The following is a 25,447-nucleotide window of genomic DNA, read 5'->3' on the forward strand; positions in this document are numbered from 1 at the left end:
CGGGTGGTGCGACTGACCTTCAAGGGCGAGGCCACCTATGCACCGGTGCTGGGCGATGTGGCACGCCAGACCGGCATCGACTTCAGCATCCTGGCCGGGCGCATCGACCGGATCAAGGACAGCCCCTATGGTCAGCTCACAGTGGCATTCACCGGCAACGGCGTGGATACCGCGCTGCAACAGCTGGCCGCGCGCCGGATCACGGTGGAGGTATTGCGCGCATGAACGGGCTGTTCGCCAACATTGACTGGGCGGAGATCGGCATTGCCACGCTGGATACGCTGACCATGCTGGGCGGCTCGCTGCTGTTCACCGTATTGTTGGGCCTGCCGCTGGGCGTGCTGCTGTTCCTCACCGCACGCCGCCAGTTGCTGGCGCAGCCGGCGCTGTTCGCCGTGCTGTCCTTCGTGGCCAACGTGGTGCGCTCGATCCCCTTCGTGATCCTGATCATCCTGATGATCCCGCTCACGGTGCTGATCACCGGTACCTCGCTGGGCGTGGCCGGCGCCATCCCCACGCTGGTGGTCGGTGCCACGCCATTCTTCGCCCGGCTGGTGGAAACCGCGCTGCGCGAAGTGGACCGCGGCATCGTCGAAGCCACCCAGGCCATGGGTGCCAGCACCCGGCAGATCGTGCTGCATGCGCTACTGCCCGAGGCACTGCCGGGCATCATCGCCGCCATCACCGTCACCGCCATCACGCTGGTGTCGTATACCGCCATGAGTGGCGTGATCGGCGGCGGCGGCCTGGGCGACCTGGCGATCCGCTACGGCTACCAGCGCTACCAGACCGACGTGATGATCGTGACCGTGCTGCTGCTGGTGGTGCTGGTGCAGGGCCTGCAGATGCTCGGCGACCGGCTGGTCGTGCATTTCTCCCGCAGATGAAGCCCGCGATGACCGATCTGCGCCGATGTCGGATCGCCACCGCACCGCCGGTGGCCTGAAGCAACCATTCGCCCCGCCGGGCCCCGCCCGGCCGCCCCCTCCCCTGATGAAAGGAAGATGCCCATGAAAAAACTGCTCGCACTCGCCGCCGCGCTGGCGGCACTGTCGGCCCACGCCGCCGACAAGCTCACCGTGGCCGCCACCGCCGTGCCGCACGCCGAAATCCTGGAATTCGTGAAGCCGCAGCTGGCCAAGCAGGGCGTGGACCTGGACGTGAAGGTGTTCACCGACTACGTGCAGCCGAACGTGCAGGTGGCCGAAAAGCGCCTGGACGCCAACTTCTTCCAGCACAAGCCCTACCTTGATGAATTCAACAAGGGCAAGGGCACCAATCTGGTGGTGGTCACCGGCGTGCATATCGAGCCGTTCGGCGCGTACTCCACCAAAATCAAGAAGCTGGCCGACCTGAAGCCAGGCGCAACCGTAGCCATCCCGAACGACCCCACCAACGGCGGCCGCGCGCTGCTGCTGCTGGACAAGGCCGGCGTGATCAAGCTGAAGAACAACAGGAACATCCTCGCCACCGTGAAAGACATCGGCAGCAACCCCAAGCAGCTGAAGATCCGCGAACTGGAAGCCGCCACCCTGCCGCGCGTGCTCAACCAGGTGGACCTGGCGCTGATCAACACCAACTACGCGCTGGAAGCCAAGCTCAACCCCTCCAAGGACGCACTGGCCATCGAAGGCAAGCAGTCGCCCTACGTGAACATCCTGGTGGCCCGCCCGGACAACAAAAACAGCCGGACGCTCAAACAACTCGCCGAGGCGCTCAACAGCCCCGCAGTGAAGCAGTTCCTGGAGCAGAAGTACCAAGGCGCCGTCGTACCGGCCTTCTGATCCCGCCTACGTATGGAAAAAGCCCGGCTGGCATGCCGGGCTTTTTTGCCCCATTTCATTACGGCGCTGGTGCCTGGACTGACCTGGCTTCAGCAGACAACCCTCGGTCTCACGCCGCAGCCCGCTCACAGCGCGCACCCCACCTCAGCGCAGCAGTTCGTCGTAGCCTGCAGCCAGTTGCGCCAGCGTCTCGCGCGCATCGAGGAGCGCCTGGGCCGAGGTGCCCACTGCGGCAGCCGTGGCATCGGGAAAGCCGGCGATGAACTGCTCCGGCGTGGCCTCGCGCTCCTGCTGATCCACCACGTAGATCGCCAGCGACAGCACCTGGGTCAGCGCGCTGGGCGGTTGCTGTTGCTGCGGGTCATGCTGGTGCCGGATCGCCTCGACGATCTCGTTCGGAAAGCTCCAGCGTCGCGCCAGCTCGGCACCCACCTGCACGTAGTCAAAGCCGATCTGCGTTTCCTCCAGCCGCACCCGGTTGCCGCCGGTGGCCACCTGCTGGTCGATCCTGCCGGCCAGCTCCGGGTCCACCACATGGATCAACAGCTCGCCGATGTTGTGCAGCATGCCGGTGGTGAAGGCGATCTCCGGGGGGACCTTGGCCGGCTTGGCCAGCCACTTGGCGGTCGCGGCCACCGCGAGGCTGTGCTTCCAGAACTGCTGGCGATCGAAGCCCTTGGGCGAGACGAAGGCGCCGGTCACGCCGCTGGCCACCACCAGCGTGCGCAGCACGTTGAAGCCAAGCACGACGATGGCGTCGTCCACCGAGGCCACCTTGCGCGAAGCGCCGTAATGCGAGGAGTTGGCCAGCCGCAGCACCTTGGCGGTGATGACCTGGTCCAGTGCGATCTTGGAAGCAATGGCGTCGATATCCACCTCATCGCGATCGAAGGTATCGATCAATTCCTGGACGACCTTGGGAATGGTGGGCAATTGGTGAACCTTGTCGAACAGTTCTTCCATTTTCATGGCATGCTTCCTTCAGGTGAAAGGGCTGCGGCCCGATGTCTGCGACGGGCCTTGTCCAACCAGCATAGCCAGCCCTTTCCGCGGTTCGCCACCTGCCGATTCAGGTGGTGCAGTAGGTCTTTACCTTATCGCGCCATGTATCCTGCCCTGACCGCGCTGTGCGTCGTGCTCGCCGCGCTGCTGGTTTCCGCCCTCTCCCCCTACGATCGACTCACCTGGTGGCTGGAGGTGGCGCCGGTGCTGATCGCCATTCCTGTCCTCATCGCCACCCGGCGGCGGCTGCCGCTGACCGGGCTGCTGTATGCGCTGATCGCCGCCCACGCGCTGGTGCTGATCTATGGCGGCACCTACACCTACGCCCGGGCGCCGCTCGGCTTCTGGATGGCCGACTGGTTCGGGCTGGATCGCAATCCCTACGACAAGATCGGCCATTTCGTGCAGGGCTTGGTCCCGGCGCTGATCGCGCGCGAGATCCTGCTGCGGCTGGGCTATCTGCAAAGCCGTGCGATGGCGGGGTTCCTGTCCGGCTGCGTGGCACTGGCAATCTCGGCCGCCTATGAGCTGATCGAGTGGTGGGCAGCGCTGCTGCTGGGCCAGGGCGCCGACGAATTTCTCGGCACCCAGGGCTACGAGTGGGATACCCAGGCCGACATGGGCTTTGCGCTGCTGGGGGCGGTATGTGCACTGGTGTTGCTGTCACGCTGGCACGACCGGCAGCTTGCACGGCTGGCCGTGGCGGATGGACGACCCACTGGCGTGTAGACCCCTGCCGGCCCCCCGCGGCCATCCCATGCAAGGCCACAAGCACCGGGCAGGCAACGCTGCGCGACATGCAACCAGACCCAGGCTGCCGATCGCCGACCCGGCTTCACCGGCGGGCAACGCGCCATCGGCAGATGGCAAGCCGCTTCGATGCATTCCTGCCATTGGCACCGGCCTGCATCCGACTACCGTGAACACACGGGAAGCAGGTTCGCTCGCATCCAAGGCAGCGCAGGAGTCCGTCGCAATGACAGCACCGGAACCGGTGAAATGGGAGATCGCAGGGACCGACGTGGCGGTGCGTCTGGCCGGCGACCGCCAGCAACCGGCGCTGCTGTTGATCCATGGTTTTCCCAGCGCATCCACATCGTTTCGGAACGTGATCGGCCCCCTGTCGCAGGATTGCTTCGTGATCGCGCCGGATCTGCCCGGCTTTGGCGGCTCTGCGCCGATCGGGCAGCCTTCGTTCGCAGGCTTCGCGGACCTGGTCGACCGCTTGCTGGCCGGGCTTGGCGTTGCATCCTTCCACCTGTATCTGCACGACTTTGGCGCAGTGGTCGGGCTCCACCTGGCCACGCGCGCACCGCACCGCATCCGCAGTCTGATCATCCAGAACGCCAATGCCCACGAGAGCGGCATGGGGCCAGGGTGGGCCGCAACCCGGGCCTATTGGGACAACCCGACACCGGAGCAGGAAGCCGAGGCGACCAGGCACCTGACCTTCGACGGCACGCGTGACCAATACGTGGGCGGTGTGCCTGCGGACATCGCCGCGCGCATCGATCCCAGGTTGTGGGAGGCGGACTGGCGGATCATGTCGCTGCCCGGCCGGATCGCGATGCAACGCAGGCTGGTACTCGACTATCGCAGCCATTTCGCGCGGTTCAGGGAGATCGCCGACTATCTGACGCGCCAGCAGCCCCCGGCGCTGCTGTTATGGGGCCGGCACGACATCTTCTTCGAGCTGGATGAGACCCTCTCGTGGATGAGGGCATTGCCGCGCATGGCGGCGCACATTCTGGACGGTCCGCATTTTCTGCTGGAAACCCACCCGACCGAATGCACGGCGCTGATGCGCGCCTTCATCAGGCAGACCGAGGGGCAGCGTTGAGCAGCAACGCACAGTGCGTTCGCCACTGCACCGACAACCCCGCCTGCCATGGCGCCGCCGCCGGTGCGGGCACGGCAGTTTCGGCTAGGGCCGGTCCAGCGCGTGTTCGACCAGTGTTTCGAGCGACAGATGCTCCAGGATCGATTCGTGCGTGGCGGCCAGCAGAATGGGCGGTGCCTTGCCTTCGAGCAGCGCCTCGATCCAGCGCCCGGCGCAGACGCACCAGTGATCGCCCGGCTTGAGTCCCGGGAAGCCCCACTCCAGCCGCGGCGTCGACAGATCGTTGCCGCGCTCGCACGAAAAGGCGAGGAACTCCCTGGTCATCCGCGCGCACACCGTATGCGCGCCCGCATCCTCGGCACATTCGGCGCAAAAGCCGTTGCGCAGAAACCCGGTCGTCGGGTCCAGGCTGCATGGGAAGAGCGGCAGGCCCAGTACGCTCAGTTGGGTTGGTTCGTTCATCGCGCGCCCTCCACGCTGGCAGCCCGCGGCCGGGCCGATGCGGTTGTGATGGCCTGGCACCGCGACGGTTCCGTCAAACCGCGCCGCTGAGCAGACGCATGCCGTCGTAGCCCACTTCCACGCCATGCGGCAGCCGTGCGCCAAGCGCGTGATACTCCAGCTCATGCGTCATATGGATTAGCACCGTGCGGCGCGCGCCGATACGCGCTGCCGCCGCGAGCGCGTCGTCGACGCTGAAATGGGTGGGGTACGGGCGATCGCGCAAGCAATCGAGCACCAGGATCTCCAGCCCCTCCAGCAATCCGAAGCTGGGCTCGGGAATGGCCGACACATCGGTCAGAAAGGCGATGGCGCCGACCCGGAAGCCCAGGATCGGCCATTTGCCGTGCAGCAGCGGAATCGGCTGCACCCGCACGCCGGCGGCGGCAAAGGGCTCGTCCCTCACTTCGTGCAATTGGAGCACCGGCCTGTCCCAGGAGGCACTGGGCGCGGACAGCGCGTAGGAAAAGCGGCTGCGGATATGTTCCAGCGTCAGCGCATTGCCGTACACCGGCAGTGCGGCCCGCTGCAGCCAGCACCAGGCGCGCAGATCGTCGATGCCGTGCAGATGATCGGCGTGTGGATGGGTATAGAGCACCGCGTCCACCCGCAGCAATTGCTCGCGCAGCGCCTGCTGGCGCAGATCCGGCCCGGTGTCGATCAGCAGGTTGCTGCCGCCGGCATGCACCAGCGCCGAGGTGCGGGTGCGCGTGTTGCGCGGATCGCGCGAGGTGCAGGTCGCGCAGGCGCAGCCCAGCGCCGGTGTACCGCCGCTGGAACCGACCCCCAGCAGCGTGACTTCGACCAGCCCTGGCAGCACCGTCATGGCGCCGCCCGCTGGAACAGCCTGAAGAAATTGGACGTGGTCGCCGCTGCGACCTCGGCCAGCGGCACCGCCTTGAGCTCGGCGATGTGCTCGGCCACGTGCCTCACCCACGCGGGCTGGTTGGTCTTGCCGCGAAACGGCACCGGCGCAAGATAGGGCGAATCGGTCTCGATCAGCATGCGGTCCAGCGGCACGCGGCGCGCCACCTCCTTCAGTTCCTCAGCCTTCTTGAACGTGACGATGCCGGAGAACGAGATATGGAACCCCAGCGCCATTGCCGCCTGCGCCACCTCCCAGCTTTCGGTGAAGCAATGCATCACGCCGCCCACGTCGGCCGCGCCTTCCTCCTGGAGGATGCGGATGGTGTCCTCGCTGGCAGCGCGGGTGTGGACGATCAGTGGCAACCCGGTCTGCCGTGCAGCGCGGATATGCACGCGAAAGCGCTCGCGCTGCCATTCCAGATCGCCTTGCAGCCGGTAATAGTCCAATCCCGTCTCGCCGATCGCCACCACCCGCGAGCGCTGCGCCAGCTCGACCAGGCGAGCCACCGTGGGCTCCTCCACGTCTTCGTAGTCCGGATGCACGCCGACCGAGGCGTAAATGTTGGGGTGGGCGTCAGCCAGCGCCATCACGCTCGGCCATTCGGGCAGGTTCACCGACACGCATAACGCGTGCGTCACCTGGTTCCGGGCCATCTCGTCCAACAGGCCATCGATATCCTGGGCGAGTTCGGGGAAATTGATATGGCAGTGCGAGTCGACGAACATGGTGTGAGGCTGTGAGGGGCAAGGAGTGAGGGGTGAGGGGTAAAACCGTCTGAAGTGCAAAAATGGCGATATGAAGCGGCGGCAAAGGCGCAATGCAGCCGATGTCGGTACACCTCACACCTCATGCCTCACACAATCACATCGTGTGCGTGGTACGGCTGCTCTGCAGATAACCGCCCAGCAGTGCTTCGATCTTGTTGCGCGCCTGGGCGCCGGCCTCGTTGTTGGAGAACTGCACACCGATGCCCTGCTGGTGATTGTTGTGCGCGCCCTGCGGGGTGATCCAGACCACGTGGCCGGAGACGGCGATCTTGGCCGGATCATCGAGCAGCGAGAGCAGCATGAATACTTCGTCGCTCAGGCGATAGGGCTTGGACGTGGGAATGAAGATGCCGCCGCCTTTGACGAACGGCATGTAGGAGGCGTAGAGCGCCGCCTTTTCCTTGATGTTGAGCGACAGGACGCCCGGGCGGCTGGATGGCTTGGGTGCTTCCATGGCGTGTTCCGATAGAGATGAGTCCGGAAAGGGCGGGCGGATCAGCGCTTGCGAAACGCTGCCACATAATCGTTCAGCAACGTCTCGAACACCAACCGCAGATTCAGCGGGTGATGCGCCAGGCGCTGCGCCTGCAGCAGGCGGTCGGCATAAGGCACCAGCTGCGGCGCACGGACCGACAGGCGCGCCAGCTCGTCCTTACAATCAGGATAGTAACGGACAACGCCGGCCAGCCCCATCCCGATCAGATCGTAGACCCATTTTTGCAGCCAGGCGATCACCAGTGCCGCATCCAGGCGCGATTTCTCCAGCTCGGCCGCCACCGCCAGCACGTCCATTGCGCCGGGATTGGCCAGATGGTCCAACAGGGCGCGACGTGTATCCAGCCAGGCGGCACCGGCATCCTCCAGCGCGGCGAGCGGCGCGCCACCGGCATGGGCAAGATGCAGCGCCGGGTCGACCACCTGCTGCGCGGCAAGCCAGTCGGCGGCCGCTGCGTGCTCCGGCAGCGGGTGCGGGTAGATGCGGCAGCGGCTGCGGATGGTCGGCAGCAGGCGACGCCAGTGATGCGCGACCAGGATGAAATGCGCGCCTGCCGGCGGCTCCTCCAGCGTCTTCAGGAAGGCGTTGGCCGCCGCCGGATTCAGGCTTTCGGCCGGGTAGACCAGCACAACCTTGGCACCGCCGCGATGCGTGGTCAGATTGACGAAGTCGGCGAGTTCGCGCACCTCGTGCACACCGATCATGGGCGATCTGCGCCTGGTCTTGTCCTCCGCCTCTTCGCCCTGTTCCTCGTCGCCCGGCGCCAGCACGCGGAAATCGGGATGGTTGCCGGCGGCGAACCAGCGGCAGCCTTCGCATCTGCCGCAGGGCGCATGTGCCCGCCCGGGCGTTTCGCACAGCAGCCATGCGGCAAGCCGCTCGGCGAAGCGGCGCTTGCCGATGCCGGCCTCGCCGGTCAGCAGCAAGGCGTGCGGCAGGCGGTCGGTGCCGGCAATCAGACTGTCCCATGTTGTCTGCTGCCATGGATAGAGCGCGGTCTCGATCACGGCAGGCCCAGCCACTGCGGCAGCATGCCTGCCAGATGGGCCTGGATCGCCTGCGGCGTGCCCGAGGCATCGACCACGCGGATACGCTGCGGCGCAGCGGCAGCGCGTGCCAGATAGGCTTCACGCACCCGGGCGTGGAAGTCGGCGGCCTCACGCTCGAAGCGGTCGAGCATGCGCCCGCTGGCCAGCCGGGCGTTGGAGACCTCGGGCGGCACATCGAACAGCAGCGTCAGGTCCGGCTCGCACCGGCCGGGGCCCTGCCCCTGCACCCAGTCTTCCAATTGCTGGATCCTGGCGGGAGCCAGCCCGCGCCCGCCGCCCTGGTAGGCGTAGGTGGCATCGGAAAAGCGGTCGCACAGCACCCAGTCGCCACGCGCCAGCGCCGGCACGATCACCTGCGCCAGATGTTCGCGCCGGGCGGCAAACATCAGCAGCGCCTCGGTTTCAAGGTGCATGGGCTCGCGCAGCAGGCAGGCGCGCAGCTGCTCGCCCAGCGGTGTGCCACCCGGCTCGCGGGTCTGGATCAACGGTACGCCACGACGGGTGAGCCACTCGGCGAGCCAGGCAAGCTGGGTGCTCTTTCCGGCGCCATCGACGCCCTCAACGGAGATGAACAGGCCGCGGGTGGATTTCATAGGGCGATTGTCTCACAGCCGCGGGCAGCGCGAGGCGTGGTTCAGGCGCGGCGGGATGCAGTCAGGCAGGGGGCCCGCAGCACGCCCGCCAGCATGGCCATCGCCAACAGGGGCAGTTGCATCCGGCTCGACTCGGCACAGCGCCCGCGGGTCCCGTCCCCCACCCCTCACCCTTCCAGCCGCGCACGGATGCGTGTCGTGATCCCCGCAGCGTCCAGGCCGCAATCGGCCAGCAGTTGCTTTTGCTCACCGTGTTCCACGTAGCTGTCCGGCAGGCCCAGCTGCAGCAGCGGCGTGGTGAGGCCCGCAGCGGCCAGCGCCTCCAACACCGCACTGCCGGCACCGCCCATGAGGGCGTTCTCTTCGATGCTGACCAGCAGCGCGTGCTCGGCGGCAAGCTGCGCCACGAGCTGGGTATCGAGCGGTTTGACGAAGCGCATGTTGACCACGGTCGCATCCAGCGTCTCGCCCGCCTGCAAAGCGGCGCCCAGCAGCGTGCCGAACGCCAGGATGGCGACCTTGGCGCCCTGGCGCTGGATCTGGCCCCGCCCCCAGGGCACACCGGTGAGGTCGGCCTGTTGTGGCACACCCGGCCCGGTGCCCCGCGGATAGCGCACCGCCGCCGGGCCCGGATGCAGGTAGGCGCTGTACAGCATCTGCCGGCATTCGTTCTCGTCGGCCGGTGCCAGTACCGCCATGTTGGGGATGCAGCGCAGGTAGGAAAGATCGAACGAGCCGGCATGCGTGGGACCGTCGGCGCCGACGAGGCCGGCGCGGTCGATGGCGAAGGTGACATCGAGGTTCTGCAGCGCCACGTCGTGGATCAGCTGGTCGTAGGCGCGCTGCAGGAAGGTGGAATAGATCGCGACCACCGGCTTGAGTCCCTCGCACGCAAGGCCCGCGGCAAAGGTCACCGCGTGCTGCTCGGCGATGCCCACGTCGAAGTAGCGGTCGGGGAATTCCTGCTCGAAGCGCACCAGGCCCGAGCCTTCGCGCATTGCCGGGGTGATCGCGACGAGGCGCGTGTCGGCGCGGGCCATGTCGCACAGCCAGTCGCCGAACACCTGCGTGAAGTTGACCTTGCCGCCGCCCTTGCCGCCGGCCATGCCGTTCTCAGGCGTGAAGGGGGTGACGGCGTGGTACTTGACCGGATCGTCGACCGCGAGCTTGTAGCCCTGGCCCTTCTTGGTGACCACATGCAGGAACTGCGGCCCCGACAGCTGCTTGATATTGGACAGCGTGGTCAGCAGCGCATCCAGGTTGTGTCCGTCGATCGGCCCGATGTAGTTGAACCCCAGCTCCTCGAACAGCGTCGCCGGCGAGAAGAAGCCCTTCACGTGCTCCTCGCCGCGCTTGGCCAGCTCGCGCAGCGGCGGCACCGCACCCAGCACCTTGCCCGAGGCGTTGCGAAAGCCGTTGTAGAACTTGCCGGACAGCAGCTTGGCCAGGTAGTTGTTGAACGCGCCGACGTTGGGTGAGATCGACATCTCGTTGTCGTTGAGGATCACCAGCAGGTTCACGTCGCGATGGCCGGCGTTGAACAGCGCTTCCACCGCCTGCCCCGCCGTCATCGCCCCGTCGCCGATCACCGCGATGGCACGGCGGCTCTCGCCCTTGAGCTTGGCGGCCTCGGCAAAGCCGAGCGCGGCACCGATCGAGGTGCTCGAATGGCCGACGCCGAAGGTGTCGTACTCGCTTTCCTCGCGCTTGGGGAAGCCGGCAAGGCCGCCTTGCTTGCGCATGGTATGCATCAGGGCGCGCCGCCCGGTGAGCGCCTTGTGCGGATAGCTCTGGTGACCCACGTCCCACACCAGCCTGTCGCGCGGCGTGTCGAAGACGTAGTGCAACGCCACGGTCAGTTCGACGGCGCCAAGGTTGGAGGCGAAATGCCCGCCGGTCTTGCTGATCGAATCCAGCAGGAAGGCACGCAGTTCGGCGGCCAGTTGCGGCAGCGCACGCCGTTCTAGCCGGCGCAGGTCGGCCGGACAGGTGATGGAGTCGAGAAGCGACATCATGCTGTAATTCTTATTCAATGCCGGCGCGCCACGATGTAGTCGGCCAGCTCGGCCAGGCGGCGCGCACGCGCGCCCAGGGGGGCCAGGGCGGCGTGTGCCTCGGCCTGCAGTTCGGCGGCCTTGTCGCGCGCCCCCTTCAAGCCCAGCAACGCCACGTAGGTCGGTTTGTTGTTGGCGGCATCCTTGCCCGCGGTCTTGCCCAGCGTGGCCGTATCGGCCTCTTCGTCCAGGATGTCGTCGACGACCTGGAACGCAAGTCCCATGCACTTGGCGAAATGGTCCAGCCTTGCCGCGTCGTCCGCGCCGAGCGGGGTGCCGCAAAGGGCACCAAGCGCGACCGAGGCGCGGATCAGCGCACCGGTCTTGAGGATGTGCATCATTTCCAGCGCGGGCAGGTTGAGCTGGTGTCCCACGCTGTAGAGATCCACGCCCTGCCCACCGCACATGCCGCGGCTGCCGGCCGCCTGCGCCAGTTGCTGGATCATCCGGAGCTGTGTGCGCGGATCGTCCGCCAACACATGCCGCGACAGCACCTCGAACGCCGCGGTCTGCAGGGCATCCCCCGCCAGCAGCGCAGTGGCTTCGTCGTACTGCACGTGTACCGTGGGCTTGCCGCGGCGCAGCACATCGTTGTCCATTGCCGGCATGTCGTCATGCACCAGCGAATAGGCGTGGATCAGCTCCAGCGCCACCCCCGCCAGCGCCAGCCGCTCGGGCGCAGCCCCGGTCAGCTCGCCGGCGGCGAAAGCCAGCAGCGGGCGCACCCGCTTGCCGCCGTCGAGCACCGCGTAGCGCATCGCGTCGTGCAGGCGGGCCGGCAGATGCCCGGCCGCCGGCAGCTCGGCGGCGAGCGCCGTTTCCACCTGCGCCTGCACCGTGCGCATCCAATCATTGAAGTCGCTCATTGCGCCTCCGGCGTGAATGGCTTGAGTTCGCCCGCCTCAAGGATCCTGAGCTGCTGCTCGGCGTCGGCCAGCCGGCCCTCGCAATAGCGCAACAGTTCCTGCCCGCGGCGGTAGGCGGCAAGGGATGCGTCAAGGGGAAGCTGGCCGGATTCGAGTTCGCCGATCAGCGCTTCGAGTTCGGCGTAGCCGGCCTCGAACGACTCCGGCTGTTTGGCTGCTTTCGGCATGATGGACGGCGGGCGGGAAAATCAGGCGAACATAACGGAAAGCCCGGCGCGGCGTCAAACCGGGCCGGGCGACATGGCGCGCGGACTCAGAAGTCGCGCAGCGCCGGGTAGAAGCTCGCGTAGTCGTTGTTCCAGCGGAAATTGATGAACGACACGGTGCACGAGATATCGAGCCCTTCGACGAAGTGCCAGCATCCCACCGGCAGGAACAGGATCTCGCCGGGGTTGAGCACGCATTCGAGTATCTGCGCATTGCGCATCGCCGGGAAGCGCTGCAGGTCGACCGCGCGCCCATCCACGTGGGTGAAGCAATGCGCGTGGTTGTATACGTTGCCGATCTCGCAGGCCGGCATGATCAGCACCCGCTTACGGCCCATCACCTGTGCCATGAAGTTGTTGGTCAGGTCGTGGTGGAACGGCGTGATGGTGCCCTGCGGCCCCAGCCAGAAGAAGCCCTGGTCACCCAGGCTGCCGTCCAGATATTCCGGGATCTGCACGATGTCGCGCCACAACGTGGAAAGCACCCGCTGGTTGTGCGAGTTGTTGTTGGCCGTCATGTAGAAGTCGTTGGTGCGCCCGCTGGTGGCGACCAGGTCGACGAAGTCGCCGAAGCGCATCATGCGCCGGTGCGCGGTCTTGTTCAGTTCGTAGTGCTCGTCGGCATTGCGGCCGAACTGCACCTCCACCTCGCAATCGCCCCAGCCGGCGCGGAAGTAGTCGAGGTTCCACTTCTGCATCGCCGGCCAGTCTTCGAGCATGCCGGTGATGATGACCGGGCGGTTGGCGCTGTAGTAAAGCTCGAAGAACTCGTCGGCACCGAGCCGGTGCCGGCGCGGGATCTCGGGATTGCGCAGCTGGTTGAGCTGGCGCTGGCAGTCGAGCACCCAGTCGTGCTTGGCCAGCCGGTTCTTCAGGCGTTGCGCACCGGCGAGATAGGGGCTGGCCTGCGCCTGCTGCACCTCGGCGCGCGCCACCGCCTCGCCGAATCCTGCGCCCACCAGCGTGTGGTAGAGCTGCTGCGGGTCGTTGCCCAGGATCAGGTTCTCGGCGATCCAGCGCCGCCACTCGTCAGTCATCGCCTGCGAGGCGGTTTCGCTCGCAACGGTATGGTTCATGATCTTGTCTCCATCCGGTGATACATCTTGTTGTGCGGCCGATTGTGCGCGCCGCCTGCAAGCAGGACAAGGGCCGGTGGGCTGCCGTCCGAACGCGACAGGTGGCATTCCACAGCCCGGCAGACACCCTGTCAGCACCTGGGCCCGGACGAAGCATTCCGCGCCGCCATGGCCCGGCCCGCCGGGCTCCTGCCCGCCCCTGCAGTTGCGCCATGCCTGCCGTGCGGATACCGCGGCACCTATGCCGTATGCATCGAAGGCGGCCGTGAAACAACGATGAACAGGTCCTACGATAAAGGCACGCATTCTGGGGACGCACGCATGGCCAAGCTGCTGGGTATCGTTTCGACACAGAATGCGGCAGACATCGCTGCCGACGTGCTGTCCCGGCTCCCCGGCCAGGAGTACGGCGGGGCAGCCTGGCTCGCCGGCGGCGCGCACCTGGTGGACGACCAGAGCACGGCGGGCCTGGCGGCGCTGCCGATGCTGCTGGCGCCGCTGACCGGCCAGGGCCTGATGCTGCGGCTGGACTGGCAACCGGCCCCGCACAGCCTTGCCAACCTGGATGGCGGCCTGGGCGTGATGTTCCAGGGGGCGATCGCCAACACGCCCGCGCTGGTCGAACGGCTCACCATGCTGGGCCTGCCGCCGATGGACCTCAACCCCGCCCGGCTGGCAGCCGCCCTGCTGCGCTGGCATCTGGGCAGCCTGCGTCAGGATCTGCTGCGCGCGATGCACGCCACGGCTGCCGAACTGGATGGTGTGCACGCCTTCGCCGCGCTTTCGAGCGCGCATCCGGGCCAGCTGGTCTGCGCGGTGCGGCACACTGCGTTGTTCCTCGCGCAGATCGACGGCGGCGCCATGCTGTCGGACCAGCTCGCGCCGCTGCAAGGCAGCGCCGACGAGGCAGTGCAGCTGCAGCACGGCGACGTGGCACGCCTTGCCCCGGGGCGGCTCGATATCCTGGACACCCGGAGCATGCCGGCGCGCCGCGCCAGCGTGAAGCTGGGCAGTGAGCAGCATGTGCCCGATCTGTTCCAGCATCACATGGAAAAGGAGATCCGCGAGCAACCGATGATCCTTGCCGATTCGCTCGGCCGGCACGGTCTTGCGCCCGATCTGGCCTCGATGCTGGGCAGTGAGGCGATGCGCTGGCTGCCGTCGATCGACGCCGTGGTGCTGATCGGCAGCGGCAGCAGCTACAACGCGGCCCAGACCGCGCGCTACTGGCTCGAATCGATGGCCGGACTGCCCACCACGGTGGAGCATGCCAGCGAATACCGCTTCCGCGAGCTGGCGATGCCGGGGAACGCACTGGTCATCGCGATTTCGCAATCCGGCGAGACCGCCGACACACTGGCCAGCCTTGCCGCCGCGCAGAAGCATGGCGCAGCCCATACGCTGGCGCTGTCCAACCGCGCGCACAGCTCGCTGATGCGCCTGGCGGAACTGGGCTACTGCACCGAGGCCGGGCAGGAGATCGGCGTCACCTCGACCAAGACCTTCACCGCCCAGCTGCTGGCCCTGTACCGCCTGGCACTGGGCTTGGCGCGCGAACGCGGCCGCCTGGGCGCGGCGGAACTGGCCAGCCTGGAGAACGATCTGGCGCAGCTGCCGCAGTCGGTGCAGCAGGTACTGGAGCTGGAACCGCAACTGGCGCAATGGACCCACCGGCTGGCCGAGCGGCCGCTGGTGCTGTGCACCGCGCGCCATCTGCTGTATCCGATCGCAGTGGAAGGGGCGCAAAAGCTGCAGGAAGTGGCCTACCTGCACGCCGAGGGCTATCCGGGCGGCGAACTCAAGCACGGGCCGCTGGCCCTGGTGGACCGCGACCTGCCGGTATTGGCCTGCCTGCCGTGGAACCGCCACGCCGAACGGCTTCTGGTCAACCTGCGCGAAGTGCGCGCCCGCGACGGCGAGCTGTTCATCCTGTCCGATGCGGCGCTCGCACCCGGCGAGCGCTTCAACGCCATCCGCATGCCGACGGCGCTGCGCGAGCTCAATCCGATCCTGTATGCGGTGGCGCTGCAACTGCTCGCCTATCGCGCCGGCTTGCACCGCGGCACCGAGATCGACGCCCCGCGCAACCTCGCCAAGGCCATCGTCGACGAGTAGCGCCGCCCATCGCCGATCAACGAGATTGCCGACCTACAGTGCTTTCGGCGATCGTCCTACAGCCGCAGCAACAGGGGTAGCTGACAATCAAGGCTCCTTCACCGGAGGATGACAATGCTGCCGCTGGATATCCCGAATTTCACCCTGATCCCTCCCACCCGTCCGGGCGACGTGCCGCGTTGCGTGATCGTCCCGCTCAGTTCAGAGGATGAAGAGCAGAATCCGGAGCCGGCACCGACGCTGCATTAAGCCATGCCCTGAGGTCCTCTGGAATACCCGCCGATGCGCCTTCGCAGTAGTATCAACGTGGCCGGCCTGTCGGCTGGTGTGTTTGTCAGCCTTGCGCTGCTCGCCTGCAGCAGTGCCTTCGACGATGATGGCAATCCCGGTGGCGGTGCCCCGACCCCGGTCGTCACCCCCACCCCGACCGCGCCTGGCACGCAGCGGGTTGCAGTCACGCTGGAAGTCCCCGCCGGCCTTGGCGCCGCGCCGCTCGACACGCCCCGTACCCTGACCGTGCCCGCCGGTTTCGGCGTGCGCGTGGTGGCCCGCATCCCCGACGCCCGCTTCATGGCCGAAGCCGCCAATGGCGACCTCCTGGTCTCCCAGCCGTCCACCGGTGTGATCAAACGCGTGGTGCGCAACAACGCGGCAAGCGTGGTCAACGATTTTGCCACCGGCCTGAACGGCGGGCACGACCTGGTGTTCCATCAGATCGGCACCACCCAGTATCTCTACATCGGCGAGCGCAACCGGATCAGCCGGGCGCCCTACGTGAACGGCGACGTGATGCTGCGTCCACGCACCGCCGTGGTGGCCAATCTGCCCGATGCCTCGCTGGCCGAACTGAACGGGCAGTACGGGCATCAGCTCAAGAACATCGCCTTCGTCGGTGAGACGTTGCTGGTGTCGATCGCCTCGGCCACCAACGCCGCCCCCAGCGACATCCTGGCCAACCCCAAGCGGGGCGCCGTCTATGCCTTCGATGCCAACGGTGGCGGCATGCGGCTGTTCGCCCAGGGCCTGCGCAATGCCGAGGGCCTGGCAGTGCATCCCGTGACCGGCGCGCTGTGGGCGGTGGTCAACCATCGCGACAACGTGCGCTACCCGTTGCAGGACGGCCGCTATCCATACAAGGGGTTGGACCAGGCATACGTGAACGACAACCCGCCCGAGCCCTTCACCCAGGTGCGCGACGGCGGCAACTACGGCTGGCCCTACTGCAATCCGGACGCCGCCCAGACCACGGATCTACCGCCCTACCTGCCGGATGTGGAAAACAACGAGAACCAGGCCGCGCTCGATTGCGGCACGCTGGATCGCATCAGCAAGGCCCTGCCGGCACACTCGGCCCCGCTGGGCCTGAGCTTCTGGACCGGCGAGTCGGCGCCGGCCGGGTGGCGCAACGGGGCGCTCATCGGGCTGCACGGCTGCTGGAACTGCTCAGCACCACGCGGCTACAAGGTGATCCATCTGCCGTTGAACAGCGACAACAGCTTCGGCGATGCGCAGGATCTGGTGACGGGCTTTCTGAGCGATCCGGACAATATCGCCAGCCGCTGGGGTCGGCCAGTGGATGTGATCCCCAATCGCGACGGCAACCTGTACATCTCGGACGACCACGCCGGCGCGATCTACGAGCTGTACCGCAAGTGACCGGGGCGGTGGGCTGAACGCCCCACCCCGCTCCCGCGTCACCCCGGCGAGCTGCCGGCATCGCTGACAGATGCCGCAACCAGCCGCCGTGGGGCCGGTCACACCGACGTGAACCGCATCGACAGATCCACCGCAGTCACATCCTTGGTCAGCTTGCCCACCGAGATGCGGTCCACCCCGGTCTGGGCGATGGCACGCAGCGTCGCCAGCTCCACCCCGCCGGAAGCTTCCAGCTGCGCCCGTCCTGCGGTACGCGCCACTGCCTCCCGCAGCAAGACAACATCGAAATTGTCCAGCAGGATGGACGTGGCGCCGGCGGCAAGCGCCTCGTCCAGCTCGGCCAGCGTTTCCACCTCGATCTGGATCGTGACATGCGCGGGCGCCAAGGCGCGCGCTGCAGCCAGCGTGGGCGCGATGCCGCCGCCGGCCAGGATGTGGTTCTCCTTGATCAGTACGCCGTCCCACAAGCCGATGCGCTGGTTGGCCCCGCCCCCGACCGTGACCGCGTATTTCTGCGCACGGCGCAAGCCGGGCAGGGTCTTGCGCGTGTCGTGCACCACGGCGCGGGTGCCGGCCACGGCCTGGGCATAGCGATGGGTCAGCGTGGCGGTCGCCGACAGCGTCTGCAGAAAGTTGAGTGCACTGCGCTCGGCGGTGAGCAGCGCGCGCGCCGGCCCGCTGATCTCGCACAACACCGTGTCCGGCGCCACCTGCTCACCCTCGGCCACCTGCCAGACCACCCGGCAGCGTGGATCGACCTGCCGGAACACTTCGTCGAACCAGGCCTGCCCGCACAACACCGCCGCCTCGCGCGCGATCACGCTGGCGTGGCCGGCCTGCCGGACAGGGATCAGTTGCGCCGTCCAGTCGGCCTCGCCCACATCCTCGGCAAGCGCGGCGGCAACCTGGGCGGCGATCAGATGGGCGGGCGGCAACGTGGGCATCGGCGGGCTCCTTCGGAAAAGTGCCATTGTAGGCGCGGTCAGGCCCGGATGGCGGGGCCGGGCAAATACCTCGTTGCCCGACGCTCAGGGTAGGGGCAGCGGCGCGATCGCGGCGGCGAGCGCCGAGCGGATCCGCTGCAGCGCCTGCGGCGTATCGCCTTCGGCACGCAGCGTCAGCACCGGCGTGGTGTTGGACGCGCGGATCAGCCCGAAGCCATCCGGGTACTCGATGCGCAAGCCATCGACCGTGCTGACGGCGCTGGCACCGTCGAAGCAGGCATGGGCCGCAATCCGCGCCACCAGCGCCCCGCCCGGCTCAGTGATCGGTATCTGCAGCTCGGGCGTGGCATGGGTCGTCGGCAGCGCTTCCAGCACGGCATCCAGGTCCAGCCCGTCGCCCAGCAAGGCCAGCAGGCGCGCGCCGGCATACAGCGCGTCGTCCATCCACCAGCCGGCAAAGGCATAGTGGCCGGACAGCTCGCCCGCCAGCACCGCAGCGCGTGCCTTCAATTCGCGCTTCATATGCGTGTGCCCGGTCGGGATCGCCAGGCTGTGCCCGCCTGCCGCAGCCACCTGCCGCGCCACCACGCGGCTCGATTTCACGTCGTACAACACCAGTCCGCCCGGCGCCTTTGCCAGCAGTTCGGCGGCAAACAGGGCCAGCAGGCGATCGCCGGGCACGATGCGACCACTGCGGGTGACCACGCCCAGCCGGTCGCCGTCGCCATCGAATGCCAAACCCACCGCTGCCCCGTGCTGCAGCACCGCGCGCTGCAGATCGACGAGATTCTCCGGTTGCTGCGGATCCGGATGATGGTGGGGAAAGCGCCCGTCGACCTCGCAAAACAAGGGATGCACCGCATGCCCCAACGCCCGGTACAGCGCCGGCGCCAACGCGCCGGGCACGCCGTTGCCACAATCGACAACGATCGACAGGGCACGCGGCTGTGGCACCGCGGCGGCCAGCGCTGCGATATAGCCGGGGGCGGCATCGGCCTGCGTGACGCTGCCGACCCCCTGCCGCAGCGTGCCTGCCTCGATCCGGCGTGCCAGGTGCAGCAGCGCGTCGCCGCCCACCGCCTCGCCACCGAGCATGATCTTGATGCCGTTGTACTGCGGCGGATTGTGGCTGCCGGTGACCACCGCGCCGCACCCCTGGCTGGCCTGCAGCGCCTGGAAATTGAGCAGTGGTGTGGCCGCGAGACCCAGATCGCACACCGTGATGCCGCTCGCGACCAGCCCTTCGATCAACGCCGCCGCCAGTGCCGGGCTGCTCAGGCGCCCGTCGCGGCCCACAGTAAAGCGCGCAAAGCCCCGGGCCTGCGCCTCGCTGCCAAGCGCGTGGCCGATCAGCCGCGCCGCCTCGGGCGTGAGCCGGTCGACGGTGGCACGGATGTCGTACGCCTTGAACAGCCCCAGGTCGATCGCCATGGCAGGGGCTCAGCTGCGCAGCGGTGCGTGATGCTGGAAGAAACGCAGCAGCACATTGGGCAGCCAATCGAGCCGTCCCGGCGGTGGCCCGGAGACGAAACCGACGTGCCCGCCCTCGCGCGGGCGCAGCACGGTGATCGACGGCGGCAGCGCATCGGCCGGCGGTAGGCAGGCAGGTGGGATGAACGGGTCGTTCAGCGCATGGATCAGCAAGGTGGGCGTCACGATCCGTTCGAGCCAGGGCTTGCTGCTCGCTTCGCGCCAATACTGCTCCACACCATGGAAACCGTGCAGCGGCGCCGTCACCAGGTCGTCGAATTCGCGCAGGGTGACGGCACGGCGCACCTTGTCGCGATCGATGAAGGGATTGTTGGTGAGCTTGAGCTTTTCCAGCGTCTTGCGGCGCAGCGTACGCAGGAATTCGCGGGTATAGAGCCGCCGGTTCACGCCGGTGTCGAGTGCCTCGCCAGTGGCGGCCAGATCCACCGGCGCACACACGGCTGCTGCCGCGACCAACAGCGAGGCTGCCGCCTCGCCACGCTCGCCCAGCCATTTGAGCAGCGCGTTGCCTCCCAGCGAGATCCCGACCGCGTACAGCGGCACATCCGGGAAACGCTGGCGTATCCGTGCGAGCACCCAGTCGATCTCCCGGGTATCGCCTGCGTGGTAGGCACGCGGCAACCGGTTGGGCACGTTGCCACAGGTGCGGAAATGCGGCACCACGCCGCGCCAGCCGCGCGGATAGGCGTAGTGGAACAGCGCGTTGGCATAGTGGCTGCCCGAGCTGCCCTCCAGCCCGTGGAACAGCACCACGATGGGGGTGCCGGCCCGCCCGTCGATCCAGTCGACGACAATGGTGTCCAGATCCGGCGTGACCCAGGCTTCGCGCCGATAGGGCAGCGTACGCCGCCACATGAACACGGCCGGATAGATCGTCTGCGCATGCCCGCCTGGCAGCCAGCCGGGGGCGCGATACGCCGGGAATTCGAGTTTGCGGTCGCGAAGCATCGCGCAGGAGCGCCTGGAGGCAACGATAAAAAGACAGCGCAGGCTAATCGAAAGCCAGGCCAATGGACAAGTATGGCAAGCCCCCAGTACATCCACCGGCTTTTCCGGCAGGGCCGGCGGCGGATCGGACCAAAGGCAGAGCACAGTGGACGCAACCGCTGGCCTTGTCTATCTGCATTGGTACCTGTGTCGGAAGATGGCGCCATCGAGCGCCGACAACAGGATGAGGTTGCAGCAGCGCCCCGCTGTGGTCCGGCTCATCCTGATGCCGCACCGCGGCCGGCTGGAATGGCTGCGCTACAAGGTCCGCACCACATCGCGGCTCATGCCGTGCAGCACCCGCAGCGCTTCGTCGCATTGCCGCGGCGAGGCTGGGTGGACCACCACCGCCCAGCGACCGGCGCTGAGCGCTTCGCGCACCGGCGCGATCACCGCCTGATGATCCGGTCGCGCCGTGGCAAGGCCCCCGGCCAGCAGGCCGAACACCAAGCCGAAGAACGCCATCACCGCTGCGGCAACGCCTGGGTTGCTGGCCACGGCAGGCACATCGGCGATGAAGAGCACGGCGTAGATCAACAGGCTGACCACGATCCCGACGGCACCAAGCAACAGATGCGCGCGGATTGCGGTGCGCACGATGCCACCCGACTCCGGTTCGAGCTTGCGGCCGAACTCGGTATCGCCCGGCTGCACCAGCCGCACCTGCCCGCCGGCAATGCCCGCCACATCGCGCACCTGGGCGATGGCACGCGCGGCGGCCGATTCGCTGTCGAACAATGCCGCGATCTTGGTCCGGGCTGTTTCACCAAACATGACGTCGCTGATCATCGCTTTTCCACTCCATGGCCCCATGCCGAATCCAGCTTCAGGGTGCCGCGAAGCCGGCCAGGGCGCTGTCGGGCGGCATCGGCATTTGTTGTAGGACAAGCGTACAACGCCTGCGCCGGTACCGGCCCGGCGGGCAGGCGATGCGCTGGGTGCCGGGCCAGGGCAGCGCGTGCCATCAAGCCAGCGGTACGGCGTGGACAGGCAGGTGTACCGCAGGCGGACAACAAAAAAGCCGGGGCAGGAAGCCCCGGCTCTGTCGGTGCGGCAGTGGCGCGGCGATCAGGCGGCGCGCTGTTCCAGCCGCTGCACGTTGTCCGCCGTCGGCGCACCGATCGCGATCTTGCGCGGCTTGAGCGTCTCGGGCACTTCACGCACCAGATCGATGTTGAGCAGGCCGTTGTTCAACGACGCGCCCACCACCTTCACATGGTCGGCCAACCGGAAGCGATGCTCGAAATCGCGCGTGGCGATACCGCGATGCAGGAAGGTGCTCTTGTTGTCCTGCCGCTGCCTGCGCCCGACGATGCGCAGCGTGTCGCGCTCGATCTCCAGGTCCAGCTCGTCGCGCTCGAAACCGGCCACCGCCATCGAGATGCGGTATTGGTCCTCGCTGACCAGTTCGATGTTGTACGGCGGGTAGTTGGGCTGGGCGTCGCTGCGCAGCGCCTCATCCACCATCTGGGCAAAGCGGTCAAAGCCGATGGCGGAACGGTAAAGGGGGGTGAAATCATAGGCAGTCATGGTCATATCCTCTTCCAAACAAGCGATACGGTTCAATTCCGGGCCTCACCGTGAGCACCCGTACTGCCGAGATAAGCGCCGCGCGGCGTTTTTCAATCTTCCGTATGTCGGTAAAAAACAACCGCTCATTTTCCAGGACCGCCGGGCTGCTGCGGCACGCCGAGCAGCCGATAGCCCACGCCGACCTCAGTAAGTAGATGGCGCGGCGCGGTCGGATCTTCCTCGAGCTTCTGCCGCAGATGTCCCATGTATACCCGCAGATACTGGCTGCTTTCGGCATGCGCCGGACCCCAGACCTCGCGCAGCAGCTCACGATGGGTCAGCACCTTGCCGGCATGGCGGATCAGCGTGGCGAGCAGCCGGTATTCGATCGGGGTCAGGTGCAATGGCTGGCCGGCACGCGTCACCTGCCGTGCGACGAGATCGACCTCGATGCCACCAAATGCAAAACGCCGCGCGGGACCGACGGCCAGGCCCGCATGCCGGCGCAGCAGTGCCCGGATGCGCGCCAGGCATTCAGGCACGCCGAAGGGCTTGGTCAGGTAGTCATCCGCACCGGCGTCCAGCGCAGCCACCTTGTCGGCCTCCTGGCTGCGTGCCGAGAGCACCAGGATGGGCAGCGTGGCCCAGTGGCGCAGCTGCCGGATCAGCGCGACGCCGTCCAGATCCGGCAGCCCCAGGTCGACGATGACCAGATCCGGCTTGCGGTTGCCCACGTCGACCAGGCCCTGCCGGCCGGTGGCCGCCTCGTGCACCGCCATGCCTTCCGCCTCCAGCGTGGCACGCAGGAAGCGCCGGATGGGCTTGTCGTCCTCAATGACGACGACGGTGATCGGATGTTCGCTCATTCCGGCAGGCCCGGCGGGGTTTGGACAGGCAGTGTGAACACGAATGCCACACCATGCGGAGCAACAGGGTGGGCTTCGATGGTACCGCCATGGGCGGCCAGGATGGCCTTGCAGATCGCCAGTCCAAGTCCGGCACCCGGTATCGCTGACTCGGGGGCAGCGCGGGTGAACTTGTCGAACACGGCCAGCCCGGGCGGCAACCCCGGCCCGTCGTCGGCAACGGTGACTGCAAGCGCTGCGCCGCTGCAACGTACCGTGATGCGCACCGTGGCATCGGTCGGTGTGTATTTGGCCGCGTTTTCCAGCAGATTGACCAGCACGCGTTCGATCAGTACGCCGTCGAACTGCAGGATGGGCAGCCCGGCAGGCAGGTCGGTGAGCACACGACGGGGGTGCAGCTGCCCTGCGGTGGCCACACGCGCGCTGCCGATCACTTCATCGATGGGCTGCCAGGCCGGCGCCAGCCGCACTCCGGCCTCCAGCCGCGCCATCTCCAGGATCTTGTCCACCAGCCGTGACAGCCGCAGCGTTTCGTCGCGCAGCGTCTGCGCCAGTTCGCGCTGCTGCGCCGGCGGCAACTCGTGCTCGGCCAGCAGGCTGGCCAGGCCGGTCAGCGAGGTAAGCGGCGTGCGCAGGTCGTGCGAGACGATGGTAAGCACGCTGTTGCGCAGGCGCTCGCGCTCGATGGCCACCAGCGCATCCTGCGCTACCGCCACGTAGTGCACCCGCTCCAGCGCAAGGCCGATCTGGCTGGCGCAGGTATCGAGCAGGCGGCGCTGCTCGGGCAGCGCCAGGCTGCGTGGCGCCGCCGCCAGGGCGGCCACGCCGCGCACGCGCATCGGGGCCTTCAGTGGCAGGTAGAGCGCATCGGCCAGCGGCAGGGTGCGCGTGCCCTGCCCGGCCGGCTCGGCATGCTCGTACACCCACTGCGCCACCGTCGCGTCAGTCGGCATCGCCCCCCCGGCCGCACGCACCCGGTCCTGGCCGTCGGGCAGCAGCAACGCTGCCCGCCCGCCGAACACGGCCGCCAGATGCGCGGTGGCGATGCGCACGATCTCGTCGGCGGTGAGCGCACCGGCCAGCTCGCGTGCCAGGTCGAACAGCGCACGGGTGCGGCGCTCGCGCTGGGTGGCCACCGTGGCCTCGAAACGCAGCCGCGCGGCGAGCTGGCCGATGGTCAGCGCCACCGCCAGCATCACGCCGAAGGTGAGCAGGTACTGGGTGTCGGATACGGTGAACGACAGGCGCGGTGGCACGAAGAAAAAGTCGAAGCCCGCCACCGCCAGCAGCGAAGCCAGCGCCCCCGGGCCCCGGCCATGCCGGACCGCGACCGCCACCACCGCCAGCAGATACAGCATCACCACGTTGGCCAGGTCGAACACCTGATGCAGCAAGGCGGCGAGCACCGTGGCCGCCATGCACGCGCCCACCGCGGCCAGATGACCGCGCCCATCGCGGGCGCCGGAGATCGGCTCGGCATAGAAGCCCATCTGCGCCGATGCGCCAGCCGCCGGCTCGGCCGGCAGCTCGTGTGCCACCATGTAAACATCGACATCGCGTGCCTGCGAGAGCTGCTCGGCCAGGCCCGCCCGCCAGGCACGCCGCCAGCGCGGCACGCGCGACGCACCCACCACCAGCTTGGAGGCGTTGCGGCTGCCGGCATACGCCAGCAGCACCGGCGCCACCGCGTTGCCGGCCAGCACGCAGGTTTCGGCCCCCAGCTCCTGCGCCAGCGCCAGCGACTTGAGCACTTGCGCGCGCCGCATCGCATCCAGCCGTTGCAGGCGGGGCGTCTCCACATACACCGCCAGCCAGTCAGCGTGCAGGCTGGCGGCAAGGCGCGCCGCACTGCGCAGCAGCCGGGCCGCGGCCGGTCCCGGCCCGACGCACACCATCAGCCGCTCGCGCGCCTGCCAGATCCGGCCGATCGCCTGGTCGGCGCGGTAGGCGCGCATCTGCCCGTCGACCCGGTCGGCCACCCGGCGCAGCGCCAGCTCGCGCAACGCCAACAGATTGCCCTTGCGGAAGAAATGTTGCGCCGCGTGCTCGGCCTGTGCGCCCAGGTAGACCTTGCCTTCGGCCAGTCGTACCAGCAGCTCGTCCGGGGACAGATCCACCAGCATGACGTCGAACGCGGCGTCGAACACCCGGTCAGGTATGGTTTCGCGCACCGCGATGCCGGTGATCTGATTCACCACATCGTTGAGGCTTTCCAAATGCTGCACATTGAGCGCGGTGTAGACATCGATGCCGGCGTCGAGCAGTTCCTCCACATCCTGCCAGCGTTTGGCATGGCGGCTGCCCGGCACGTTGGCATGCGCATACTCGTCGACCACCACCAGCTGCGGCACCCGCGCGAGCGCGCCATCCAGATCGAACCCGGCCAGCGTACGGCCCCGGTATGCGACCTGCGCCGGCGGCAGCAGCGGCAATCCGTCGAGCAGCGCAGCGGTTTCCTGACGGCCGTGCGTTTCCACGACCCCCAGCAGCACCGTCACGCCCTCGCACCGGCGCGCCTGCGCGGCCTTGAGCATGGCGTAGGTCTTGCCGACACCGGCACAGGCGCCGAAGAAGATCTTCAGCCGGCCACGGGCCGTCGCCTGCGCCTTGCGGTGCAGCTCGGCAAGCAGTCGGTCAGGGTCGGGGCGTTGGTCGGTCATCGGGTATGCAGCAAGCCGGCGGGCGGGTTGCAGTGTAGCCCGGTCCGGCCGCCT

The 25,447-nt window shown here is 67.6% G+C and carries 26 protein-coding genes; 8 read left to right on the plus strand and 18 right to left on the minus strand.

The window, feature by feature from the left end; all coding sequences use genetic code 11:
- Nucleotides 1-6: 6 nt before the first annotated feature.
- The 3 genes from N8I74_RS19515 to N8I74_RS16455 all read left to right on the plus strand — a co-directional run bounded on the left by N8I74_RS19515 (nt 7) and on the right by N8I74_RS16455 (nt 1,784).
- Nucleotides 7-225, plus strand: a complete 219-nt coding sequence (locus N8I74_RS19515) for an NIL domain-containing protein (RefSeq protein WP_456298716.1) — start codon at nt 7-9, stop codon at nt 223-225.
- Nucleotides 222-887, plus strand: a complete 666-nt coding sequence (locus N8I74_RS16450; protein ID WP_263124217.1) for a methionine ABC transporter permease — start codon at nt 222-224, stop codon at nt 885-887. The genes N8I74_RS19515 and N8I74_RS16450 overlap by 4 nt, the downstream gene beginning before the upstream one ends.
- 123 nt (nt 888-1,010) lie before the next feature.
- The gene (locus tag N8I74_RS16455; protein WP_263124218.1) at nt 1,011-1,784 is read left to right on the plus strand and encodes a MetQ/NlpA family ABC transporter substrate-binding protein; all 774 of its coding nucleotides are present in this window, start codon (nt 1,011-1,013) and stop codon (nt 1,782-1,784) included.
- 144 nt (nt 1,785-1,928) lie between these two features.
- Here the strand turns inward: N8I74_RS16455 and N8I74_RS16460 are convergent, their stop codons facing one another.
- Nucleotides 1,929-2,753 carry an HDOD domain-containing protein gene (locus tag N8I74_RS16460; protein ID WP_263124219.1) on the minus strand — a complete coding sequence of 275 codons (825 nt, stop codon included), beginning with the start codon at nt 2,751-2,753 and terminating at the stop codon, nt 1,929-1,931.
- A 135-nt stretch (nt 2,754-2,888) separates the two neighbouring features.
- On the opposite strand from N8I74_RS16460, the gene N8I74_RS16465 reads away from it, so the two are divergent.
- Together N8I74_RS16465 and N8I74_RS16470 are read left to right on the plus strand one after the other, a co-directional pair.
- The gene (locus N8I74_RS16465) at nt 2,889-3,515 is read left to right on the plus strand and encodes a DUF2238 domain-containing protein (protein ID WP_263124221.1); all 627 of its coding nucleotides are present in this window, start codon (nt 2,889-2,891) and stop codon (nt 3,513-3,515) included.
- Nucleotides 3,493-4,626 carry an alpha/beta fold hydrolase gene (locus N8I74_RS16470; protein WP_263124222.1) on the plus strand — a complete coding sequence of 378 codons (1,134 nt, stop codon included), beginning with the start codon at nt 3,493-3,495 and terminating at the stop codon, nt 4,624-4,626. Before N8I74_RS16465 ends, N8I74_RS16470 begins: the two co-directional genes overlap by 23 nt.
- 84 nt (nt 4,627-4,710) lie before the next feature.
- Here N8I74_RS16470 and N8I74_RS16475 read toward each other — a convergent pair whose 3' ends face one another.
- The 10 genes from N8I74_RS16475 to N8I74_RS16520 form a co-directional block, all read right to left on the minus strand.
- Entirely contained in the window at nt 4,711-5,088 is a 378-nt protein-coding gene (locus N8I74_RS16475) for a DUF2237 family protein (protein WP_263124223.1), read from the minus strand.
- A gap of 73 nt (nt 5,089-5,161) precedes the next feature.
- Nucleotides 5,162-5,953 carry an MBL fold metallo-hydrolase gene (locus tag N8I74_RS16480; RefSeq protein WP_263124224.1) on the minus strand — a complete coding sequence of 264 codons (792 nt, stop codon included), beginning with the start codon at nt 5,951-5,953 and terminating at the stop codon, nt 5,162-5,164.
- Nucleotides 5,950-6,720 carry a TatD family hydrolase gene (locus N8I74_RS16485; protein ID WP_263124225.1) on the minus strand — a complete coding sequence of 257 codons (771 nt, stop codon included), beginning with the start codon at nt 6,718-6,720 and terminating at the stop codon, nt 5,950-5,952. The genes N8I74_RS16480 and N8I74_RS16485 overlap by 4 nt, the downstream gene beginning before the upstream one ends.
- Nucleotides 6,721-6,856: 136 nt before the next feature.
- Nucleotides 6,857-7,216: a PilZ domain-containing protein gene (locus tag N8I74_RS16490; protein ID WP_263124226.1), complete on the minus strand. Its 360-nt coding sequence runs from the start codon at nt 7,214-7,216 to the stop codon at nt 6,857-6,859.
- 41 nt (nt 7,217-7,257) lie between these two features.
- A complete protein-coding gene (gene holB, locus N8I74_RS16495; RefSeq protein ID WP_263124228.1) occupies nt 7,258-8,280 on the minus strand; it encodes a DNA polymerase III subunit delta' in 1,023 nt (340 codons plus the stop codon).
- Nucleotides 8,262-8,900: a dTMP kinase gene (gene tmk, locus N8I74_RS16500; RefSeq protein WP_263124229.1), complete on the minus strand. Its 639-nt coding sequence runs from the start codon at nt 8,898-8,900 to the stop codon at nt 8,262-8,264. Before tmk ends, holB begins: the two co-directional genes overlap by 19 nt.
- Before the next feature lie 167 nt (nt 8,901-9,067).
- Entirely contained in the window at nt 9,068-10,915 is a 1,848-nt protein-coding gene (gene dxs / locus N8I74_RS16505) for a 1-deoxy-D-xylulose-5-phosphate synthase (protein WP_263124231.1), read from the minus strand.
- 14 nt (nt 10,916-10,929) lie between these two features.
- Nucleotides 10,930-11,820 (minus strand): polyprenyl synthetase family protein, encoded by an 891-nt coding sequence (locus N8I74_RS16510; RefSeq protein ID WP_263124232.1) that lies wholly within the window; start codon nt 11,818-11,820, stop codon nt 10,930-10,932.
- Nucleotides 11,817-12,047: an exodeoxyribonuclease VII small subunit gene (locus N8I74_RS16515; protein ID WP_263124233.1), complete on the minus strand. Its 231-nt coding sequence runs from the start codon at nt 12,045-12,047 to the stop codon at nt 11,817-11,819. The genes N8I74_RS16510 and N8I74_RS16515 overlap by 4 nt, the downstream gene beginning before the upstream one ends.
- 86 nt (nt 12,048-12,133) lie before the next feature.
- Complete coding sequence (locus tag N8I74_RS16520; protein WP_263124235.1) at nt 12,134-13,162, minus strand: cupin-like domain-containing protein; 1,029 nt, start codon at nt 13,160-13,162, stop codon at nt 12,134-12,136.
- Between the two features lie 321 nt (nt 13,163-13,483).
- On the opposite strand from N8I74_RS16520, the gene N8I74_RS16525 reads away from it, so the two are divergent.
- The 3 genes from N8I74_RS16525 (at nt 13,484) to N8I74_RS16535 (ending at nt 16,933) form a co-directional block, all read left to right on the plus strand.
- The gene (locus N8I74_RS16525; protein WP_263124236.1) at nt 13,484-15,277 is read left to right on the plus strand and encodes an isomerizing glutamine--fructose-6-phosphate transaminase; all 1,794 of its coding nucleotides are present in this window, start codon (nt 13,484-13,486) and stop codon (nt 15,275-15,277) included.
- 114 nt (nt 15,278-15,391) lie between these two features.
- The gene (locus N8I74_RS16530; protein ID WP_263124237.1) at nt 15,392-15,526 is read left to right on the plus strand and encodes a hypothetical protein; all 135 of its coding nucleotides are present in this window, start codon (nt 15,392-15,394) and stop codon (nt 15,524-15,526) included.
- Between the two features lie 33 nt (nt 15,527-15,559).
- Nucleotides 15,560-16,933, plus strand: coding sequence for a PQQ-dependent sugar dehydrogenase (locus tag N8I74_RS16535; RefSeq protein ID WP_263124238.1), 1,374 nt, complete (start codon nt 15,560-15,562; stop codon nt 16,931-16,933).
- A gap of 98 nt (nt 16,934-17,031) precedes the next feature.
- On the opposite strand, the gene nadC is transcribed toward N8I74_RS16535, so the two are convergent.
- The 7 genes from nadC to N8I74_RS16570 all read right to left on the minus strand — a co-directional run bounded on the left by nadC (nt 17,032) and on the right by N8I74_RS16570 (nt 25,393).
- Nucleotides 17,032-17,877 carry a carboxylating nicotinate-nucleotide diphosphorylase gene (gene nadC / locus N8I74_RS16540; RefSeq protein WP_263124239.1) on the minus strand — a complete coding sequence of 282 codons (846 nt, stop codon included), beginning with the start codon at nt 17,875-17,877 and terminating at the stop codon, nt 17,032-17,034.
- Nucleotides 17,878-17,961: 84 nt separating this feature from the next.
- Complete coding sequence (locus tag N8I74_RS16545; RefSeq protein ID WP_263124240.1) at nt 17,962-19,308, minus strand: phosphomannomutase/phosphoglucomutase; 1,347 nt, start codon at nt 19,306-19,308, stop codon at nt 17,962-17,964.
- A gap of 9 nt (nt 19,309-19,317) precedes the next feature.
- Nucleotides 19,318-20,316, minus strand: coding sequence for a YheT family hydrolase (locus tag N8I74_RS16550; RefSeq protein ID WP_263124241.1), 999 nt, complete (start codon nt 20,314-20,316; stop codon nt 19,318-19,320).
- Nucleotides 20,317-20,613: 297 nt separating this feature from the next.
- Nucleotides 20,614-21,144, minus strand: coding sequence for a riboflavin biosynthesis protein RibA (locus N8I74_RS16555; protein ID WP_263124242.1), 531 nt, complete (start codon nt 21,142-21,144; stop codon nt 20,614-20,616).
- 279 nt (nt 21,145-21,423) lie between these two features.
- A complete protein-coding gene (locus N8I74_RS16560) occupies nt 21,424-21,885 on the minus strand; it encodes an Hsp20 family protein (RefSeq protein ID WP_263124243.1) in 462 nt (153 codons plus the stop codon).
- A 125-nt stretch (nt 21,886-22,010) separates the two neighbouring features.
- Nucleotides 22,011-22,733 (minus strand): response regulator, encoded by a 723-nt coding sequence (locus N8I74_RS16565; RefSeq protein ID WP_263124244.1) that lies wholly within the window; start codon nt 22,731-22,733, stop codon nt 22,011-22,013.
- On the minus strand, nt 22,730-25,393 hold the full coding sequence (locus N8I74_RS16570; protein WP_263124246.1) for a sensor histidine kinase: 2,664 nt from the start codon (nt 25,391-25,393) through the stop codon (nt 22,730-22,732). The genes N8I74_RS16565 and N8I74_RS16570 overlap by 4 nt, the downstream gene beginning before the upstream one ends.
- Between the last annotated feature and the right edge of the window lie 54 nt (nt 25,394-25,447).

It is taken from the genome of Chitiniphilus purpureus, from assembly GCF_025642115.1.
Taxonomy (GTDB): domain Bacteria; phylum Pseudomonadota; class Gammaproteobacteria; order Burkholderiales; family Chitinibacteraceae; genus Chitiniphilus; species Chitiniphilus purpureus.

Bases quoted from the DNA above. Each gene is read 5' to 3' on its own strand.
- N8I74_RS16530 (WP_263124237.1), top strand. From the start codon at position 15,392: ATGCTGCCGCTGGATATCCCGAATTTCACCCTGATCCCTCCCACCCGT.
- N8I74_RS16480 (WP_263124224.1), bottom strand. From the start codon at position 5,953: ATGACGGTGCTGCCAGGGCTGGTCGAAGTCACGCTGCTGGGGGTCGGT.
- N8I74_RS16450 (WP_263124217.1), top strand. From the start codon at position 222: ATGAACGGGCTGTTCGCCAACATTGACTGGGCGGAGATCGGCATTGCC.
- N8I74_RS16510 (WP_263124232.1), bottom strand. From the start codon at position 11,820: ATGAGCGACTTCAATGATTGGATGCGCACGGTGCAGGCGCAGGTGGAA.
- N8I74_RS16490 (WP_263124226.1), bottom strand. From the start codon at position 7,216: ATGGAAGCACCCAAGCCATCCAGCCGCCCGGGCGTCCTGTCGCTCAAC.
- N8I74_RS16520 (WP_263124235.1), bottom strand. From the start codon at position 13,162: ATGAACCATACCGTTGCGAGCGAAACCGCCTCGCAGGCGATGACTGAC.
- N8I74_RS16545 (WP_263124240.1), bottom strand. From the start codon at position 19,308: ATGGCGATCGACCTGGGGCTGTTCAAGGCGTACGACATCCGTGCCACC.
- N8I74_RS16555 (WP_263124242.1), bottom strand. From the start codon at position 21,144: ATGATCAGCGACGTCATGTTTGGTGAAACAGCCCGGACCAAGATCGCG.
- N8I74_RS16475 (WP_263124223.1), bottom strand. From the start codon at position 5,088: ATGAACGAACCAACCCAACTGAGCGTACTGGGCCTGCCGCTCTTCCCA.
- N8I74_RS16560 (WP_263124243.1), bottom strand. From the start codon at position 21,885: ATGACTGCCTATGATTTCACCCCCCTTTACCGTTCCGCCATCGGCTTT.
- tmk (WP_263124229.1), bottom strand. From the start codon at position 8,900: ATGAAATCCACCCGCGGCCTGTTCATCTCCGTTGAGGGCGTCGATGGC.
- N8I74_RS16550 (WP_263124241.1), bottom strand. From the start codon at position 20,316: ATGCTTCGCGACCGCAAACTCGAATTCCCGGCGTATCGCGCCCCCGGC.
- nadC (WP_263124239.1), bottom strand. From the start codon at position 17,877: ATGCCCACGTTGCCGCCCGCCCATCTGATCGCCGCCCAGGTTGCCGCC.
- N8I74_RS16465 (WP_263124221.1), top strand. From the start codon at position 2,889: ATGTATCCTGCCCTGACCGCGCTGTGCGTCGTGCTCGCCGCGCTGCTG.
- N8I74_RS16565 (WP_263124244.1), bottom strand. From the start codon at position 22,733: ATGAGCGAACATCCGATCACCGTCGTCGTCATTGAGGACGACAAGCCC.
- N8I74_RS16535 (WP_263124238.1), top strand. From the start codon at position 15,560: ATGCGCCTTCGCAGTAGTATCAACGTGGCCGGCCTGTCGGCTGGTGTG.
- N8I74_RS16455 (WP_263124218.1), top strand. From the start codon at position 1,011: ATGAAAAAACTGCTCGCACTCGCCGCCGCGCTGGCGGCACTGTCGGCC.
- dxs (WP_263124231.1), bottom strand. From the start codon at position 10,915: ATGATGTCGCTTCTCGACTCCATCACCTGTCCGGCCGACCTGCGCCGG.
- N8I74_RS16470 (WP_263124222.1), top strand. From the start codon at position 3,493: ATGGACGACCCACTGGCGTGTAGACCCCTGCCGGCCCCCCGCGGCCAT.
- N8I74_RS16525 (WP_263124236.1), top strand. From the start codon at position 13,484: ATGGCCAAGCTGCTGGGTATCGTTTCGACACAGAATGCGGCAGACATC.
- N8I74_RS16570 (WP_263124246.1), bottom strand. From the start codon at position 25,393: ATGACCGACCAACGCCCCGACCCTGACCGACTGCTTGCCGAGCTGCAC.
- N8I74_RS16460 (WP_263124219.1), bottom strand. From the start codon at position 2,753: ATGAAAATGGAAGAACTGTTCGACAAGGTTCACCAATTGCCCACCATT.
- N8I74_RS16515 (WP_263124233.1), bottom strand. From the start codon at position 12,047: ATGCCGAAAGCAGCCAAACAGCCGGAGTCGTTCGAGGCCGGCTACGCC.
- N8I74_RS16485 (WP_263124225.1), bottom strand. From the start codon at position 6,720: ATGTTCGTCGACTCGCACTGCCATATCAATTTCCCCGAACTCGCCCAG.